Source organism: Streptomyces sp. SLBN-31 (assembly GCF_006715395.1).
In the GTDB taxonomy this organism is placed as follows: Bacteria; Actinomycetota; Actinomycetes; order Streptomycetales; family Streptomycetaceae; genus Streptomyces.
The window spans coordinates 2032799-2050275 of the sequence record NZ_VFNC01000001.1 but is presented as its reverse complement, the minus strand read 5'-3'; the positions used below and the strand labels follow the sequence as shown (position 1 = coordinate 2050275).

At 71.2% G+C, this 17477-nt stretch carries 14 protein-coding genes; 7 read left to right on the top strand and 7 right to left on the bottom strand.

Annotation, left to right across the window (positions count from 1 at the left end; translation table 11 throughout):
* Window positions 1-7 precede the first annotated feature (7 nt).
* Complete coding sequence (locus tag FBY22_RS09410; RefSeq protein ID WP_142144064.1) at window positions 8-1216, top strand: DUF4185 domain-containing protein; 1209 nt, start codon at window positions 8-10, stop codon at window positions 1214-1216.
* On the opposite strand, the gene FBY22_RS09405 is transcribed toward FBY22_RS09410, so the two are convergent.
* Window positions 1152-2168, bottom strand: a complete 1017-nt coding sequence (locus FBY22_RS09405) for a bile acid:sodium symporter family protein (protein WP_174267192.1) — start codon at window positions 2166-2168, stop codon at window positions 1152-1154. The genes FBY22_RS09410 and FBY22_RS09405 overlap by 65 nt on opposite strands.
* Window positions 2169-2346: 178 nt before the next feature.
* Here FBY22_RS09405 and FBY22_RS09400 point away from each other — a divergent pair, with 178 nt between their 5' ends.
* Window positions 2347-3258 (top strand): LysR substrate-binding domain-containing protein, encoded by a 912-nt coding sequence (locus FBY22_RS09400; RefSeq protein ID WP_142144060.1) that lies wholly within the window; start codon window positions 2347-2349, stop codon window positions 3256-3258.
* A gap of 775 nt (window positions 3259-4033) precedes the next feature.
* On the opposite strand, the gene FBY22_RS09395 is transcribed toward FBY22_RS09400, so the two are convergent.
* Window positions 4034-5029, bottom strand: a complete 996-nt coding sequence (locus FBY22_RS09395; protein WP_142144058.1) for an Lrp/AsnC family transcriptional regulator — start codon at window positions 5027-5029, stop codon at window positions 4034-4036.
* Between the two features lie 111 nt (window positions 5030-5140).
* Between FBY22_RS09395 and FBY22_RS09390 the strand changes: the two genes are divergently transcribed.
* From FBY22_RS09390 to FBY22_RS09380, 3 genes are all read left to right on the top strand, one after another.
* Window positions 5141-6649, top strand: coding sequence for an MFS transporter (locus FBY22_RS09390; RefSeq protein ID WP_142144056.1), 1509 nt, complete (start codon window positions 5141-5143; stop codon window positions 6647-6649).
* 232 nt (window positions 6650-6881) lie between these two features.
* Window positions 6882-8708: a long-chain fatty acid--CoA ligase gene (locus FBY22_RS09385; RefSeq protein WP_142147479.1), complete on the top strand. Its 1827-nt coding sequence runs from the start codon at window positions 6882-6884 to the stop codon at window positions 8706-8708.
* 120 nt (window positions 8709-8828) lie between these two features.
* Complete coding sequence (locus tag FBY22_RS09380) at window positions 8829-9665, top strand: aldo/keto reductase (RefSeq protein ID WP_142144054.1); 837 nt, start codon at window positions 8829-8831, stop codon at window positions 9663-9665.
* Window positions 9666-9784: 119 nt separating this feature from the next.
* On the opposite strand, the gene FBY22_RS09375 is transcribed toward FBY22_RS09380, so the two are convergent.
* Window positions 9785-10399 (bottom strand): hypothetical protein, encoded by a 615-nt coding sequence (locus tag FBY22_RS09375; RefSeq protein WP_142144052.1) that lies wholly within the window; start codon window positions 10397-10399, stop codon window positions 9785-9787.
* A gap of 192 nt (window positions 10400-10591) precedes the next feature.
* On the opposite strand from FBY22_RS09375, the gene FBY22_RS09370 reads away from it, so the two are divergent.
* Window positions 10592-11287: a glycoside hydrolase family 75 protein gene (locus tag FBY22_RS09370; protein WP_142144050.1), complete on the top strand. Its 696-nt coding sequence runs from the start codon at window positions 10592-10594 to the stop codon at window positions 11285-11287.
* 36 nt (window positions 11288-11323) lie between these two features.
* On the opposite strand, the gene FBY22_RS09365 is transcribed toward FBY22_RS09370, so the two are convergent.
* Window positions 11324-12034, bottom strand: a complete 711-nt coding sequence (locus FBY22_RS09365; protein WP_142144048.1) for an SDR family oxidoreductase — start codon at window positions 12032-12034, stop codon at window positions 11324-11326.
* 123 nt (window positions 12035-12157) lie between these two features.
* On the bottom strand, window positions 12158-13072 hold the full coding sequence (locus tag FBY22_RS09360; RefSeq protein WP_142144046.1) for a trans-aconitate 2-methyltransferase: 915 nt from the start codon (window positions 13070-13072) through the stop codon (window positions 12158-12160).
* Between the two features lie 124 nt (window positions 13073-13196).
* Between FBY22_RS09360 and FBY22_RS09355 the strand changes: the two genes are divergently transcribed.
* The gene (locus FBY22_RS09355; protein WP_142144044.1) at window positions 13197-13967 is read left to right on the top strand and encodes a phytanoyl-CoA dioxygenase family protein; all 771 of its coding nucleotides are present in this window, start codon (window positions 13197-13199) and stop codon (window positions 13965-13967) included.
* Window positions 13968-14068: 101 nt separating this feature from the next.
* Here the strand turns inward: FBY22_RS09355 and FBY22_RS09350 are convergent, their stop codons facing one another.
* Both FBY22_RS09350 and FBY22_RS09345 read right to left on the bottom strand, forming a co-directional pair.
* Entirely contained in the window at window positions 14069-15799 is a 1731-nt protein-coding gene (locus tag FBY22_RS09350) for a glycoside hydrolase family 6 protein (RefSeq protein ID WP_142144042.1), read from the bottom strand.
* 30 nt (window positions 15800-15829) lie between these two features.
* A complete protein-coding gene (locus FBY22_RS09345) occupies window positions 15830-17305 on the bottom strand; it encodes a cellulase family glycosylhydrolase (RefSeq protein ID WP_174267115.1) in 1476 nt (491 codons plus the stop codon).
* Between the last annotated feature and the right edge of the window lie 172 nt (window positions 17306-17477).

Below are 17477 nucleotides of genomic sequence, written 5' to 3'. Positions count from 1 at the left end.
CCCGTGGGTGCCCGACGACGTACGAGCACGACAGCGGACGGGGACCGGCGTCGGCCTGCTGCTGACGCTGGTCCTCGCGGCCGTGCTGCTCACCGCCCTCCCGGACCACGGCGGACGGCAGGGCGGCGGGTGCGCGCCGTACACGGTCTCCTCGTGGTCCAGGGACGACCGGCTCACGGACGAGTTCACCCGCTACGGCGACGACCCGACCCGCGGCGACGACTGGACCGGCGGCGACGGCACCCACTCGGTGCGGCTGCCGGACAGGCGGGTGCTGTGGCTGTTCTCGGACACCTATCTGGGCCAGGTGCACGCCCCGCCCAACCCGGTCGGCGAGTCGGCCTCCTGGCGGGACACCTCGGCGCCGCTCGTGCGCAACTCGGCCGTGGTGATGCGCGACGGCCGGTTGCAGGCCACCCTCCCCGCCCCGCTCTTCGCCGACCCGGCGGCGAACCAGTGGCGCTGGCCCGTCGCGGCCCGCGTCGAGCCCCGCTCCCCCGGCTCGTCCGAGAAGGTCGTCCGGGTGCTGCTGTGGGTGCGGACGGCGGGACAGCCGCCGTGGATCTACGGTGTGCCGACCGCCACCGAGGTGGCCACGCTGTCGCTGCCCGACCTGCGGGTGGAGTCGGTGGTGAAGGTGCTCGACCAGAGCCTGGTCGCCGACCCCTCGCGCCGGGTCCTGTTCGGGACGACGCTGGTCGAGAAGGGCGGCTGGAGCTATGTGTTCGGCGGCGACGACGGGCAGGCGGCGTCCCGCCCGTCGTCCTCGGCCTATGTGGCGCGCGTGCCGGAGGGCCGGCTCGGGGATCCGTCGGCCTGGCGGTACTGGGACGGCGTGGGGTGGGGGGCGCGGGCCGCCGCGGTGCGCGGGGCGAAGGTGGGCAGCGCGTTCTCCGTGGTGCGCCACGACGGCACGTACGTGCTGTTCACGATGGCCGCGGGCAGCGCGGGGCTGACCACCGTGACCTCCTACTGGGCCTGCTCCCCCACGGGGCCGTGGCACGGCCCGACGAGGAACTTCGGCGCCTCGCTGCCGACGTCCGAGGTCGCCGCGTACAACCCGCAGGCGCATCCCGCCGTGTCCGACAGGGGGCGGCTGGTGCTCAGCTACGACGTCAACTGGCTGCAGACGGCCGGTGCTTCGGCGGGCATCAACGCGAACGTGTCCCTGTACCGACCGCGTTTCGTGACGGTGCGGCTGGTGCGGACCCGGTGACGTCGTCGTCGAGGGGGTCGCGCGAGCGGCGCTTGGCGATCACCGCGCACACCATCAGCTGCATCTGGTGGAAGAGCATCAGCGGCAGCACCGCCAGTGAGGCGTGGGCGCCGAACAGGACGCTGGCCATGGGCAGTCCGGAGGCGAGGGACTTCTTGGAGCCGGCGAACTGGATCGCGATGCGGTCCTCGCGGTCGAACCGCAGTGCCTTGGCGCCGTACCAGGTGAGCGCCAGCATCACGGCGAGCAGCAGCGCCTCGACGACCAGCAGGCCTCCCAGCCGGACCGGGCTCACCTGGCGCCAGATGCCCTGGACCATGCCTTGGCTGAACGCGGTGTAGACGACCAGCAGGATCGAGCCGCGGTCGACCAGGCCGAGGACCTTCTTGTGCCGGGCGACGAAGCCGCCGATCCAGGGGCGCAGGACCTGCCCGGCCAGGAACGGCACCAGCAGCTGCAGCACGATCTTGACGAGCGAGTCGGCGCTGAAGCCGCCGCCGCTGTTGCCGAGGAGGGCGGCCGCCAGCAGCGGGGTGACGACGATGCCGACGAGGGAGGAGAAGGAGCCCGCGCAGATCGCGGCGGGGACGTTGCCGCGGGCGATCGACGTGAAGGCGATCGACGACTGGATGGTGGACGGGACGAGGGTGAGGAAGAGCAGGCCCTGGTAGAGCGGGTGGGTCAGGAAGACCGGGACGAGGCCCCGGGCGGCCAGGCCCAGCAGTGGGAAGACCACGAACGTACAGGCGAGGACGGTGCCGTGCAGTCGCCAGTGCCTGAGTCCGTCCAGCGCCTCACGCGTGGACAGCCGGGCGCCGTACAGGAAGAAGAGGAAGGCGATCGCCGCCGTGGAGGCGCCCGAGGCCACGTCGGCCCCCGTCCCGCGCGCCGGGAACAGGGCCGCCAGGCCCACCGTCCCGAGCAGCAGCAGGATGTACGGGTCGATCGGCATCCAGCTCGGCCATCGCAGGCGTTTCACGGTGCTCCACTTGCTTGTCGCTGTCGGCGGTACTGGGTGTGGGAGGCACGGAGTCCCCCGCTCCATGGTCCTCCTCCGACGAGCGATCGGGAATCCGTCATACCGCTCTGACTGTCATCGCCGTTCGCGATGACCGGCTACCGTGGAACTCATGTACGAGCCCTCCCACCTGCGTACTTTTCTGGCGGTCTCGCAGACCCTGAGCTTCACTCAGGCCGCTCGGCGGCTCGGGCTGCGGCAGTCCACGGTCAGTCAGCACGTGCGCCGCCTCGAGGAAGCCACCGGCCGCCGGCTGTTCTCCCGGGACACGCACTCCGTGGAGCTGACGGAGGACGGTGAGGCGATGCTGGGCTTCGCGCGCCGCATCCTGGAGGTGCACGAACAGGCGACGGCCTTCTTCGCGGGCACGCGGCTGCGCGGCCGGCTCCGCTTCGGCGCCTCGGAGGACTTCGTGCTGACCCGGCTGCCGGAGATCCTGGAGGGCTTCCGCCACGACCATCCCGACGTGGACCTGGAGCTGACCGTGGAGCTGTCGGGCACCCTGCACGAACAGCTGCAGGCCGGGAAGCTGGACCTGGTGCTGGCGAAGCGGCGGCCCGAGGACCCGCGCGGGGAACTGGTCTGGCACGACGAGCTCGTCTGGATCGGCGCGGAACGGCTGCGCCTGGACCCGGACCGGCCGGTCCCGCTGATCGTCTTCCCGCCGCCGGGCATCACCCGGGCCGTGGCCCTGGAGTCGCTGGAGCGCGTGGGCCGGCCCTGGCGCATCGCCTGCACCAGCGCCAGCCTCAACGGACTGATCGCGGCGGCCCGGGCGGGGCTCGGCGTGATGGCCCACTCCCGGGGACTCGTCCCGCCGGGCCTCACCCGGATACCTGAGCGGGCGGGGCTGCCGGAGCTGGGCAAGGTCGACTTCGTACTCGTCCACGGCCGACGCCGGTCCTCCGCCCAGAGCGCGGCCGACGCACTGGCGGCAGCGATCCTGGCAGCCGGCGACCGCCTGCACCGCCGCTGGGCCCCCGCGGGGCGAACGCCGGCCGGCAGGCAAGGAGCGGAACGGTGAGCCGCGCCGGGAGTGCACAGGCAGGCCCCCGCGGGGGCGAGCGCCGGTCGGCGGGCAGGGAGCGGAACGGTGAGCCGCGCCGGGAGTGCACAGTCGGCCCCCGCCGTGCCGCGCGCGGCACCCGGCGAGCGAGACCGCACCCGCCAGCGCCCCGCGAGCGGGCAGCCGACAGGCAAGCCCCCTTCACGCCGCGCCAGGCGCCCAACCGACGCCACTCGGCCCCGAGCGGACCCCGGTAAGCACGCCGGGAACGAATTACCGGTCTCCAACGCACCCGGCGCCGGTGGACCGACCTCCGCCCCCGCTGAGGTCCGTGCGGACACCGGTCAGCTAGCCGGGAGCGGACACGCAAGCCCCCTTCACGCCGCGCCAGGCGCCCAACCGACGCCACTCGGCCCCCGCGCCGACACCAGTCAGCCCGCCGCGAACGAATTGCCGGCCCCCTTCCTGGGCACCCGGCACCGTTGGACCGAATCCCCCCCGCTGGAGCCCGTGCGGACACCGGTCAGCTAGCCGGGAGCGGACACGCAAGCCCCCTTCACGCCGCGCCGGGCGCCCAACCGACGCCACTCGGCCCCCGCGCCGACACCAGTCAGCCCGCCGCGAACGAATTACCGGCCCCCTTCATACGCACCCGGCGCCGGTGGACCGACCTCCGCCCCCGCTGGGGCCCGCGCGGACACCGGTCAGCGCGCCGGGAGCGGACACGCAAGCCCCCCTTCACGCCGCGCCCAGCGACCGACTGCACCGCCGCTGAGCCCCGGTGAGGGCTCGGTCAGCGTGCTGGTGGCGGATATGTGAGCTGTTTGATGCGGCGGAGGAACACGGTCGTCTCCACGTGCTGGACGCCCTCCAGGTGGCCGAGGGGGCCGCTGAGGTAGGCGTAGAGGGCGGCGGTGTTCTCCGCCAGCGCGGTTGCGACGATGTTGCAGGGGCCGGCCGTCGCGGAGGCGTGGGCGATCGGGCGGTGACCGGCCAGGGCCTCGCCGACGGAGTGCAGGGCGGCCGGGGCCGCGGTGATCCACAGCATGGCGGCGACCGGGTGGCCGATCACGGCAGGGTCGCACTCGGAGTCGACGTACACCGCGCCCGAGGCGCGTAGCGCGGCGAGGCGGCGCTTGACCGCGGACTCGGACAGGCCGGTGGCGCGCCGCAGTTCGGGGTAGCCGGCGCGGCCGTCGCGCTCCAGGGCGTCCAGCAGGGGCTCGTCCTCGGCGGTGAGACGCGCGGGGCCCGGGGCCGGCCCGGTGGGCGGGCGCAGGGCTTCGGCCTCCTCGGTGGTGAGCGCGCCGAGCTTGCTGATCCAGCCCTGCGCGCCGCCGTAGAACCGGTGCAGCAGCTGGTGGGCGCGGATCTCCACCACGCTGGGAGTGCGCGGGAGCTTGCCGAGCAGCAGGTCGTCGTGGTCGCTCGAACTGCGCGGGCGGGTCAGGCACAGGACCTCGGTGCCGCCCGAGGCGAGTCCGACCCAGGACGTGTCGGGGCGCTTCGCGAGCGCCTCCCCGATGGCCAGGGCGCTGTCCGGCGCGCAGCGCACCCGCAGCATCCACTGGTCCCGGCCCAGCCGCTGGGCGTCCCGCAGCACCACGACCCGCAGCCCGTCCTCGGCGCACAGCCGGCGGTAACGGCGGGCGACGGTCTGGTCGGAGACGCCGAGCACCGAGGCGATCCTGCTGAACGGCGCCCGGCCGTCGATCTCCAGTGCCGTCAGCAGGCGCACGTCGAGGTTGTCGAGACCGGGCGGCAGCATCGCGTGGGTATTCGTCTCCATACGGCCCCCTGATGTCGGATTCCGGCGCCCGGGCCCTCGTGGCCGCCGCGATCGGCCGGACCGTCCCATCGTACGGACGGAGACGCAGCCATCACACGAGGAGTTGAGGACATGCGTACTTGGGGGCCACTGACGGCCGTCTGCCTGGGCACGTTCATGCTGTTGCTGGACGTGACCATCGCGGTGGTCGCGCTGCCGGACATGGCGGGCTCGCTCCACGCCTCGCTGAGCGACCTGCAGTGGGTGATGGACGGTTACGCGCTGGCGCTGGCCGCGCTGCTGCTCGGCGTGGGCGCAGCGGCCGACATCCTGGGACGGCGGCGCGTGCACGTCGCGGGAGTCGTGGTGTTCGCGACGGCGTCGCTGCTGTGCGGCATGGCGGGCGGGCCGGGGACGCTGGTCGCGGCGCGCGGGCTGCAGGGCCTCGGCGCGGCGGCGATGTTCTCGACCACGCTGCCCATGCTCAGCTCGGTGTACCGGGGCAGGCAGCGCTCGGCCGCGCTCGGGGTGTGGGGCGCGGTCAGCGGCGCCGCGGCCGCGGTGGGACCGGTGGTCGGCGGGCTGCTGACCGACGGACCCGGCTGGCGGTGGATCTTCTACGTCAACCTGCCGGTGAGCGTGGCCGCGGTGTGGCTGACCCTGCGGGTCGTACCCGAGTCGCACGGTTCGCGCGAGCGTCGCGTGGACTGGGCGGGCACGGTGACGTTCGCCGCGTTCGCGGGCGCGCTGACCTACGGCGCGGTGCGGGCCGGACAGCACGGCTGGGGCGAGACGGGCACCCTGCTGACCTTCGCGGCGGCCGTCACGGCGCTGGTCTGCTTCGTCGTCGTCGAGCGGCGCGGCGCCGACCCGCTGCTGGACCTGCGGCTGTTCGCCGAGCCCGCCTTCTCGGGGGTGATGGTGGGCGCGCTCGCCTTCAACGCGGCGGCGTTCGGCCTGATGGCCTACGACTCGATCTGGCTGCAGTCGATGCTCGGCATGAGTTCGGTGCGCGGCGGCCTGGTCTTCCTGTGGCTGTCACTGTCGTCGTTCGTGGTGGCCGCGGCCGGCGGCCGGCTGCTGCACGGAGCGCCGGCCCGGATCACCATCGGGGGCGGACTGCTGCTGATCGGGACGGGGCAGTTCTGCATGACCACGCTGGGCGCGGGTTCGACGGCGTCCGCGCTGGTGCCGGGACTGGTGCTGGTCGGTGTCGGCACGGGGCTGGTGGCGCCGGGACTCGCGGGCGCCGCGCTGGCCGCCGTACCGCAGGACCGGCACGGGATGGCGGGCGGAGCGGTCAACACCTTCCGCCAGCTCGGCCTGGCGCTCGGCATCGCCGTCTACGGAACCGTGCTGACCTCGCGGATGCAGGACACGCTGCCGCACGGCCCGGCCCACGCGCTGGCGGGCGGCGGGGCCGGGGCGCTGCGCGGCGCCTTCTCCGAGCACGCGCTGCGCACGGCGTTCGCCGCGGGCCTGAACACGGCCGCCGGGGCCGCCGGAGCGACCGCCACGGTCGCCGGCGCGCTGGTGGTCGCCCTGGTCAGGACGCCACGGGCGACTGGGGCCGCAGTGACGAAATCCGACCGTGAGACGCTGACACAGAAGACGGGCGCGTACCGCGGACAAGGCCGTTGACCTGCGGTCAAGGGCGGTAGTCGGCTCGTACAGATTCCGTGGAGATTACGGGACCGAAACTTACTCAACCGTCAGTTTTCTGTCCGACCCTTCCTGATGTGAGCGCATTTGCCGCCCGTCGGGCGCGGTGTACGTGAGGGTTGTTCGGATTCGGCCCCCCTCCCGCCCCGTCCCCGCGTGGGGTAGCTTTCACGGCGCTTGCGAAGTCTCGAACAGGGAGCGGGGAGTGGGTTTGCGCGAGTTCACCAGCCCGCCGTTGACGCTGCCGCCGACAGTGGGCGGTCTGGCCGACGTCGTCTTCGAGCGCGCCCTGGAGGACCCGCTGCACATCTCCCTCGGCCGCAAGGACGACCAGGGCCGATGGCGCGACGTGACGGCGGCCGAGTTCCGGGACGAGGTACTGGCCCTCGCCAAGGGGCTCCTCGCCCGGGGCATCCGGTTCGGCGACCGCGTCGCGATCATGTCACGCACCCGCTACGAGTGGACCCTGTTCGACTTCGCGCTGTGGACGATCGGCGCCCAGGTGGTGCCGATCTATCCGACGTCCTCGGCCGAGCAGTGCTTCTGGATGCTGTACGACTCCGAGTGCTCGGCGGCGATCGTGGAGCACGAGGACCACGCCATGACGATCGCCAGCGTCATCGACCGGCTGCCGCAGCTGCACCAGCTGTGGCAGCTCGACCTCGGCGCCGTGCAGGAGCTGTACGACGCGGGCGCGCCCCTCGACGACGACGTGGTCCACCGCCACCGGCAGGCCGTCACCCCGTCGTCGACGGCGACGATCATCTACACCTCGGGCACCACGGGCCGCCCCAAGGGCTGCGTGATCACGCACAGCAGCTTCATGTGGGAGGCGGACACGGTCGCCGACCGCTGGGAGTCGGTCTTCCACTCCAAGAAGGGCGACGAGGCGGCGACGCTGCTGTTCCTGCCGCTCGCGCACGTCTTCGGGCGCATGGTGGAGGTCGCCGCGATCCGCCGCGGGGTCCGCTTCGGCCACCAGCCGCAACTGCACGCCGCCGCCCTGCTGCCGGACCTGCAGGCGTTCAAGCCGACGTTCATCCTCGCGGTGCCGTACATCTTCGAGAAGGTCTTCAACGCCTCCCGCCGCAAGGCCGAGAAGGAGGGCAAGGCCGGGCCGTTCGAGAAGGCCGTCGAGATCGCCGTGAAGTACGCGGACGCCGTCGAGGCGAAGGCCTGGGGCATCGGACCGGGCCCCTCGGCCGGACTGCGCATGCAGCACCAGCTGTTCGACAAGCTCGTCTACTCCAAGGTGCGCGCGGCGATGGGCGGCCGGATCCGCAACGCCATGTCCGGCGGCTCCGGGATGGACCGCCGGCTCGGCCTGTTCTTCGCGGGCGCGGGCGTGCAGATCTACGAGGGCTACGGGCTGACCGAGTCGACGGCGGCCGCGACCGCCAACCCGCCCGAGCGCACCCGTTACGGCACGGTCGGCCGGCCCATCCCGGGCGTCACCGTGCACATCGCGGACGACAGCGAGATCTGGCTGCACGGCCCGAACATCTTCCAGGGCTACCTCAACAACCAGAAGGCCACCGACGAGACCCTGCACGACGGCTGGCTCGCCACCGGCGACCTGGGCTCCCTGGACGAGGACGGCTACCTCACCATCACCGGCCGCAAGAAGGAGATCCTCGTCACCTCCGGCGGCAAGAGCGTCTCCCCGGGCGTGCTGGAGGAGCGGGTCCGGGACCATCCGCTCGTCAACCAGTGCATCGTCGTCGGCAACGACCGCCCGTACATCGCCGCCCTGGTCACCCTTGACCACGAGGCCGTCGAGCACTGGCTGACCATGCGCGGAAAGCCGCGGCTGTCCCCGGCGGAGCTGGTGCGCGACGCCGACCTGGAGACCGAGGTGCGACGCGCGGTGGTCGCCGCCAACACCCTTGTCTCGCAGGCCGAGTCGATCCGCACGTTCCGCATACTGGCCCAGCCGTTCACCGAGGAACACGGCCTGCTGACGCCGTCGCTGAAGCTGAAGCGCAAGGCGATCGAGAACGCCTACGCCAACGAGGTCGAGGCACTGTACCGGGCCTAGAGCCCGCGGTTCGGGGCACGAGTCGGTCCCGGTGGATTTTCCGGTCAGGAATGCATCACGGCACGTGATCGTTGACGATAGGAGTATCACCTGACAGACAACCGTAAGGATCAAGAGCTCGTGAGCAGCAAGGTCCCCCCGATCACCCTCAACAACGGCGTCGAGATGCCCCAGCTGGGCTTCGGCGTCTGGCAGGTGCCGGACGACGAGGCGGAGCGGGCGGTCGCCACCGCGTTGGAGGCCGGGTACCGCAGCATCGACACAGCGGCGATCTACGGCAACGAAGAGGGCACCGGCAAGGCGATCGCGTCCTCCGGCGTCCCGCGCGAGGACATCTTCGTCACCACCAAGCTCTGGAACAGCGAGCACGGATACGACTCGACGCTGCGCGCGTTCGACGTCTCGCTGCGCAAGCTCGGCCTGGAGTACGTCGACCTCTACCTCATCCACTGGCCGACCCCGGCCCGCGACAAGTACGTCGACACCTACAAGGCGTTCGAGAAGCTGCACGCCGACGGCCGTGTCCGCGCCATCGGCGTGTCCAACTTCGAGCCGGAGCACCTTCGCCGGCTCATCGACGAGACGTCCGTCATCCCGGCGGTCGACCAGATCGAGCTGCACCCGCACCTGCAGCAGCTCGCGGCGCGCGAGTTCCACAAGGAGCAGGGCATCGCCACCGAGGCCTGGTCGCCGCTCGGTTCGGGCAAGGGCCTGCTGGAGGTCCCGGCGATCGTCGCCATCGCCCAGAAGCACGGCCGCACCCCGGCGCAGGTCGTCCTGCGCTGGCACCTTCAGCTGGGCAACGTGGTGATCCCCAAGTCCGTGACGCCGTCCCGGATCAAGGAGAACATCGAGGTGTTCGACTTCAGCCTGGACACCGAGGACCTGGCCGCGATCAGCGCGCTGAACGAGGACCGGCGCCTGGGTCCGGACCCGTCCACCTTCAACATGGCCTGAGAACCCGTCACGCCCTGTGCGAAGGCCCCCGCGCGGCGGGGGCCTTCGTGTGCGGGGGCCGCTCCGTGGCCCGGCCAGGGTGCGGGAGCGGTCTGTCGCCAACCAGGGCGCGAAGAGGGTCAGTTGCTGCCCCACACCTCCGCGTGGACGATCTCGAACTCCTCCAGTGCGACCACGGTGACATGCGCCTTGGCCGCACCTTCCTGCCGGACCGAGGCCTGCGCCGAGCGGGAGGCCGCCAGCGAGTCGCGGTCGGCGAACAGGGCACCGACCAGACCCCGGCCACGCGACCGGTCGATGTGCAGGGACGCCCCGGTGAAGCCCGGCAGCGTCTCCAGACGCGGGGCCACCGAGACGCGGAAGGTGTCGGCCAGCAGATCCGCGTCGTCGGGGTCGAACTCCAGGCGGGTGATGCGCAGTCCGCCGCCGGCCACCGGCCTGCCGGCCGGATGGAAGACCGCCACCTCGTAGTTGTCGACCGCGATCGTCGCGGCGAACGGCTCCATCAGCGACGGACGCCGCTCCCGCATGACCTCGTCGCTGTTGCGCCTGGCCTCCTCGGTCTCCCACCAGCTGACGGCCAGCAGTTTGCCGAGCTCCCGGTCGACGAAGATGCCCGCCCCGCGATACCCGGGGCGTTCCTGCAGCAGGTCCCGGCCCTGTGCGTTCAGGGCCCTGATGGCGGTGTCCACCTTCGCGGGATCACCGGTGGCGTACACAGTGCGCACGAACATGAGCGTCGCCTCCCAGAAGTAGGGCGAATCTCCGGAATGCTCATTACGTCCAGTCTTGTCCCGGGCCCAAAGCGCCGCAATAAGGGCGGCGGACAGAAGTCCGGACCAAGGGGGTTGACGAGAGCACGTAAAGCACGCCACCTTGTACGGCACCCGAGTAAGGAAACTTTCCTAACAGAAGGGTCCCCCACAGTGCGTCTACGAACACTGACCCTCGCCGCGGCCTCCGGGGCCGCCCTGCTCGCCGCCGGAGTCCTCCCCGCGAACGCCTCCGGCACCGCCCGTCCGACCACCGCCCAGGAGGGCTCGGTCAGCGCGGCCGACCTGCTCGCCAAGGTGACGTCCTGCTCGCAGATATCGAACGGCAAGTACAGGACCGACGACGAGACGTCGGCCACGGTCCCGGTGTGCGGCAAGAACGGCGCCGTGTTCTGGAAGGCCGACATGGACATCGACTGCGACGGACAGCGCACGTCGAAGTGCAGCGAGAGCACCGACCCCTGGTACCAGGACGACACGGCCTTCCACCAGTCCGACGGCCGGCCCCTGCGCGCGGACTCACTGCCGTACGTCGTCGTGCCCAGCTCCAGCAGCATCTGGAACTACTCCGCCGCCGGCATCAAGGGCGGTGGCGTGGTCGCCGTGATCTACAACAACAAGGTCGAGTACGCCGTCGTCGGCGACACCGGCCCCACCAAGATCATCGGTGAGGCCTCGTACGCCACCGCCAACGCCCTCGGGATCGACCCCGACCCCGAGACCGGCGGCACCGACTCCGGCGTGACCTACATCCTGTTCAAGAACTCCCAGGTCTCCCCCATCGAGAGCCACAGCGCGGCCGTCACGCTGGGGGACAGGCTGGCCAAGCAGTTCCTGCAGAACAACTGACGCCGGCCGGACAGCCCGACCGGCTTTCGCGCGGGGTCAGTTGGGCTGTCCGATCGGTCGTACGACGATGGTGTTGACGTCGACCCCCTCGGGCCGGCCCACGGCCCACACGACCGAGTCGGCGATCTGGTCGGCCGTGAGCAGATGGCCCGGCGGCAGGCTGCCGAGACCGTCCCAGAACGGCGTCTCCACCCGGCCCGGCGCGATCAGGGTCACGCCGACGCCCCACTCGGTGACCTGGCGGCGGGTGTTCTCGGCGAGACCGGTCACCGCCCACTTCGTCGCCCCGTAGAGGTTGCCCGGGGTGTTGACGAACCCGGCGACGCTGCCGACCAGCACGATCCGGCCCCGGGTCGCCCTCAGGGCGTCGATCGAGGCACGGACGAGGAGCGCGGGGCCGAGGACGTTGGTCAGCACCATGTCCCTCCAGCCGTCGGGGTCGCCCTCCGCGACGGTGTCGTGCGTGGCGGAACCGGCGTTGGCGACCACCGTGTCCAGCCGCCCGAACTCCTTCAGCGTGGCCGTGACGGCGCCCTGGACCTCGGCGTACTCGGTCATGTCGCCGACGATCGTCAACAGCCCCTCCGGCTCACCGAGTTCCTTGGCCAGGCCCCGCAGCCGCGCCTCCCCGCGCCCGGTGACGGCGACCCGGTGCCCGCCTCCGAGCAGCCTGCGGGCGACGGCGGCCCCGATGCCACTGCCACCGCCGGTGACGAGCGCGACGGGAGAGTCGGTACTGATGGACATGGTTGCCCCCTGTGTTCCGGTCCGATGACAGGGAGTCAATCAATTGAAGCGCTCTCGAAGTCAAGGGCGTCGGCGGTCTCCGCAGGCGTCACGGTAGGCGGCGAACGGGGACCGGGTGCACCGTCAAGCTCCGGTGCGCACCGCCGTGTGCACCGTGTGTGCCGCCAGGACGAACACGTCCGGACGGTGGTGCACGCCCGCCTTGTCGTCGGGGTCCAGGAGACGGTCGAGGGTGGCGCGGTCGTCGGCGTCGAGCCGGTCCCCGTAGGCGTCCCGGAACCGGCCGAGGGAGTCGGCGACGTAGGCGCGGGCCCGGTCGGAGGCGGGCGCGGGCAGGTCGAGGAGGAAGCTGCGCGTGCGGGCGTGGGTCAGTCCCGCGCCGCTCAGCAGCGCCGACCAGTCCTCGACCTCGTCGACGGAGCCGGGCAGGTCGGCCCGCATCCGGGCGAACCACTCGGCTTCCAGCGCGTCCAGGCGCGCCTGCAGTCCGGGGCGGCCGAAGCCGAGGTCGCGCGGCAGGAACCGGGCCGGCAGCCCGCCCTCCATGATCGCCAGTGTCCCGCCGGGCGCCAGCCGCTGCGCGAAGGCGCCGAGGGCGGTCCGCTGGTCACCGAGGTGGTGCAGGCTGCGGCCGGCCCACAGCAGGTCGGCCGGATAGTCCAACTCCTCCAGCACCTGCGGAAGTTCACCGGCCAGCGTGTCGAAACGGTCGGCGTACCCCAGTCGCTCGGCGCGCTGCCGGGCGCGTTCCAGCAGCGGTGCGGAGCCGTCGACGGCCACGACCCGGGCGCCGGGAAAGGTCTCGGCGAACAGACAGGTGACGACGCCGGGACCGCTGCCCGCGTCGACGATCAGCCCCGGCTCGGTCACCTCCCTGCCGAGCCAGTTCAGGGCGCGCTCGTACAGCGGCGTGAACAGCTCGGCCTGCGCCTCCAGGTGCGGGGCCATCTCGGCCCAGTCGATGTCGGTGTCGTGGCCGTGCTCGTGCCGGTGACCCTCTTGGTGGTGACCGTGTCCGTGGTGGTGCTCGTGCGCCATGGTCGTCAGCCTCTCGTCCGGGACGCCGCCAGCGTGCTCCGACGCACCGGGCGAGGGCCACTTCTGTTGCCGGGGCGGCAAAAACCGGATGCGGGCCGGGCGCCGCGTCTCGCAGGATGGCCCGATGGACGACAGGCTTGTGGAGCGCTTCCTCGCGGACGGTTTCGTGAAGATCGAGGGGGCGTTCCCGTCCCGGGTCGCCGAGGACTGCGCGCGGCTGCTGTGGCGGGAGACGGGGTACGACCCCGAGGACCCGGCCACCTGGAAGGACCCGGTGGTGCGGGTGGGCGACATGGCCCAGGGGCCGTTCGCCGCGGCCGCCAACTCCCCCGTTCTGCACGAGGCGTTCGACCTGCTGGTGGGCGAGGGCCGGTGGATGCCGCGCTACTCGCTGGGCACCTTCCCGCTGCGCTTCCCGCACGAGCGGGAACCGGACGACACGGGCTGGCACATCGAGGGCAGCTACCTCCCGGAGGGGGAGAGCTGGTTCTTCACGAACCTCCGCTCCAGGGACCGTGCCCTGCTGATGCTGTTCCTGTTCAGCGAGGTGACCGAGGCGGACGCCCCGACCCGTGTCCGGGTCGGCTCCCATTTGGACGTACCACCGCTGCTGGAGCCGTACGGCGAGACGGGCGTCTCGGGCCTCGAGATCGCACCGAAGCTGGTCGAGGCCTCCGCCGACCGTCCTCTGGCGTACGCCACCGGCGGCCCCGGCGACGTCTACCTCTGCCACCCCTTCCTGGTCCACGCCGCCCAGCCCCACCACGGCACCCGCCCCCGCTTCATGGCCCAGCCCCCGCTGATGCCGGCGGTCCCGTACGAACTGGACCGGCCGGACGGCGATTATTCGGCGGTTGAGTTCGCGATCCGCCGCGGCCTGGCCGACAAGGGGTGACCCCGCGCCCCAAAGGGGCGCGGGGCTGTGTCCGATGTGCGGCTACCGCCGCGTGGGCGCGACCAGCCACGTCCAGCCCGCAGCCGGGACGAATCCGCGACCTACAACGGCGGGTACGCGTTCTGCATCAGCTGCTGGAACTGCGCCGAGAACCAGTGCCCGGACAGCGGAGCGTTCGCCAGCGCCCCCGACATGTTGTTGCCGTTGCGGGCGTTGCCCGTGTACGTCGGGTCGCACATCCGGTCGAAGCCCTTGCCCTCGTCGTTGGCGATCGCGGTGCTGGAGCCGTCCGACTCACCCGGAGGCTTCATCCACACGTAGGCGTCGATCCCGCTCGCCGGGTTGGCCTGCGGGCGCTCGCCGAGACCGGCACCGGACTGGTTGCACCAGTTGCCGACGTGGATCCGGCGGTCGTAGCGGCCGCCGTCGACGTAGGTGTCCACGCTGGTCTTCGCGCCGGGGCCGGTGGGACGCGCGGTGCCGCCCCAGCCGTTGCGTGAGGTGTCGATCAGCATGCCGATGTCGGAGTTGAAGCCCACGGAGACGAGTTCGTTGCGGAACGCCTGGGCGAACGACAGCTCGTCGACGTACCGGTTCCAGTCCACCCACTTCGACTGGCGCACGGAGGTGCCGTTCACCGTGTCGTTGACGGTGAAGTTGTCCTCCTTCAGGGCGCTGTAGTTGGCCGTGTTGGTGATGAAGCCCTGCACGTCGTCGACGGTCGCGCCCTCGCTGGTCGCGGCCTGCTTCATGATGTTGGCGGACGGAGCGAAGTTGTCGTCCCAGCCGAGCCAGCCGTGGTGGCCGGCGTCGAGGTAGTTGTAGACGTTGGGGATCGCGCCGAGCTTGGCCAGCGCGTAGCCGACGCCCTTCACGTAGTTGCCGTTGGCGAGCATGGTGTCGCAGTTCGGGGTCGCGGTGGCGCGGCTGCCGGTGTTGGTGACCAGGTTGGGCAGCGAGTCGATCTCAATGGTGGTGACGATCCGCAGCGAGCTGTACTTGCTGTCGGCGAGGATCGCCGCGATCGGGTCGATGAACTGCGTCTTGTACTTGTCGATCTCGGTCGGGCCGAGTTCGCCGTTGGAGGCGAGGGCCGAGCAGTCACGTCCGGGGAGGTCGTAGACGACCAGCTGGACGACCTCCTCGCCGCTGCCCTTCTGCTGCAGGGCCGCGTCGAGGTGGTCGCGCAGGCCCATGCCGCCGTTCACGCCGTTGATCGCGCCGATGCGGTCGAGCCAGACACCGGTGGGCTGGTTGGAGACGCGGCTGCCGCCCGGTTCGGCTGCCGCCTTCGTGGACCACTCGGGGTTCACGTACACCTTGGCGCCGGCGTAGGGGTTGTCGACGCGGCTGTCGGTGCCACCACCGCCCGTGCCGCCGCCGGTGCCGCCACCCGTCCCGCCGCCGCTTCCGTCGTCGACGTTGCAGGTCACGCCGTCGAGGGTGAAGGTCGTCGGCAGCGCGTTGGTGCCGCTGTACGAGCCGTTAAAGCCGAAGCTGACCGAACCGCCGGTGGCCAGCGTGCCGTTGTAGGTCTCGTTGGCGGCGGTGACGGCGGCACCGCTCTGGCTGACCTTGGCGTTCCAGAAGCTGGAGATCTTCTGGTTGCCGGCGTACGACCACTTCAGCGACCAACTGCTCTTGGCCGCGCTGTTGTTGGTGACCGTCACGGCGGCGGTGAAGCCGGTGTCCCACTGGTTCTGCACCTTGTAGTCGACGGTGCAGGGGACGGATTGGATTCCGAGGTCCCCGGGGACGACGGCCGTCGCGGTCCCGGCGGTCCCGGCGACCAGCGCCAGGGCGGCGAGTATCGCTGTTCTGGTACGACTCATGAGTGCGGGTTTCCCTCTCCGATACGGGGGTTACGGGTTGACGGCACGCAGGTGGTCGCGCAGCCCGATGCCGTACGACGTGGGGGTTCCGTCGTAGTTGGAGATGAGCGAGGGACCGGAGGAGCAGTCCCAGGTGTTCCAGGTCCAGCCCAGGTAGGACAGGTCGTGGGCGTCGAACCACTTCATGGCCTGGTCGATGAACCCGTGCGAGCAGGTGTTCTCGCCGATCTCCCCGGCCACCAGCGGCACTTGGGCCGCGACGGGGGCGAGGGTGGAGTTCCAGCAGCTCTCGCTCGCGCAGGTGTTGAAGTTGTACCCGTGGTACGCGGCGACGAGGTTGCCCGTCGGATCACCGGGCTTGTACGTCAGCCACTGGCTGAGGTCGTTCGAGTACGCCAGGCCGCCCGCGAGCACGACGTTCTCGGCGCCGGTGGCGCGCACGGCGTCGACGAGGTCCTGCATGCCGGCGACCTGGTACCCGATGCCGGGGCAGGTGCCGCCGTCCCGCCAGCACTGCCACGCCTGGGTGGTCGTGGAGGCCGCGCGGTCCGGGTAGGGCTCGTTGAACAGGTCGAAGGCGACGGCCTTGTCGCCCTTGAAGGTGTTCGCCACCGAGGTCCAGAAGGACGGCGTGTACTGCGCGTCCGGCATCGGCTTCTGGCAGGTGGCGTGGACGTCGGAGCAGCCGGCGGAGTTGCCGGTGTACTGGCCGTACGTCCAGTGCAGTTCGACGATCGGCGTCATGCCGTGCGCCTCGACGCGCGCCACCAGGTCCTTGACGGCGTTGACGTAATGGGTGCCGCCGTACTCGGAGTTGACGTCGGAGAGTCCCAGCCAGCACTCCTCGTTGAGCGGGATGCGGACCGCGTTGGCCTTCCAGTCGGCGATCGCCTTGATCGCCGCGTCGTCGACCGGACCGTCCCAGATGCCGCGGCCCTGGACGCACATGAACTCGCCGCCGGAGCGGTTCACGCCGAGCAGTCGGCGGGTGGCGCCCGAGGCGTCGACGAGCTTGTTGCCCGCGACGTGCAGCGCGGGCGCCGTGCCCGTCGCCGGCGGGTCCGTCGGGGTGGGTGACGGTTCCGGATCGACGTTGCACGGGGTGCCGTTGAGCTTGAACGACGTCGGTACGGCGTCGCCCCCCGCTGCCGGCCGGGAGGCGAGGAACCCGGCGCTGACGCTCGTGCCGATGGCCGGCGAGCCGTTGTAGCTCTCGTTGGTGGCGGTCACCGTCGTGCCGGACTGGGACCACTTGGCGTTCCAGCCCTGGGTGATCTTCTGGCCGTCGGCGAAGTCGAAGGTCAGGCTCCAACCGCTCATGGCGGCGGTGTTGTTGGTGATCTTCACAGCACCCTGGAAGCCGCTGTCCCACTGGCCGGTGACCGAGTACTCCACCGAGCAGGCGGGCGTGGCTCCCTGCGCCGTCACGACCGGAACGGTCATGGCCCCGACAAGGGCGACCGCTCCGGTGACGGCTAAAAGTACTGAACGCGGGGGGTGTCGCATGAGCGACTCCTTGCAGCTCAGGCGCATCGTGACGGACGCGTCGACTGATGGAACCGCTCCCACTGGTGCCAACGAAGCTAGCGCCAAGTGACAGCGATGGACAGGGGGGTCACGGAGTTTCCTGACTTTCCCCCGGTCGGAAAGCAGTCGAATCATTTCGACTCTTCAAGCA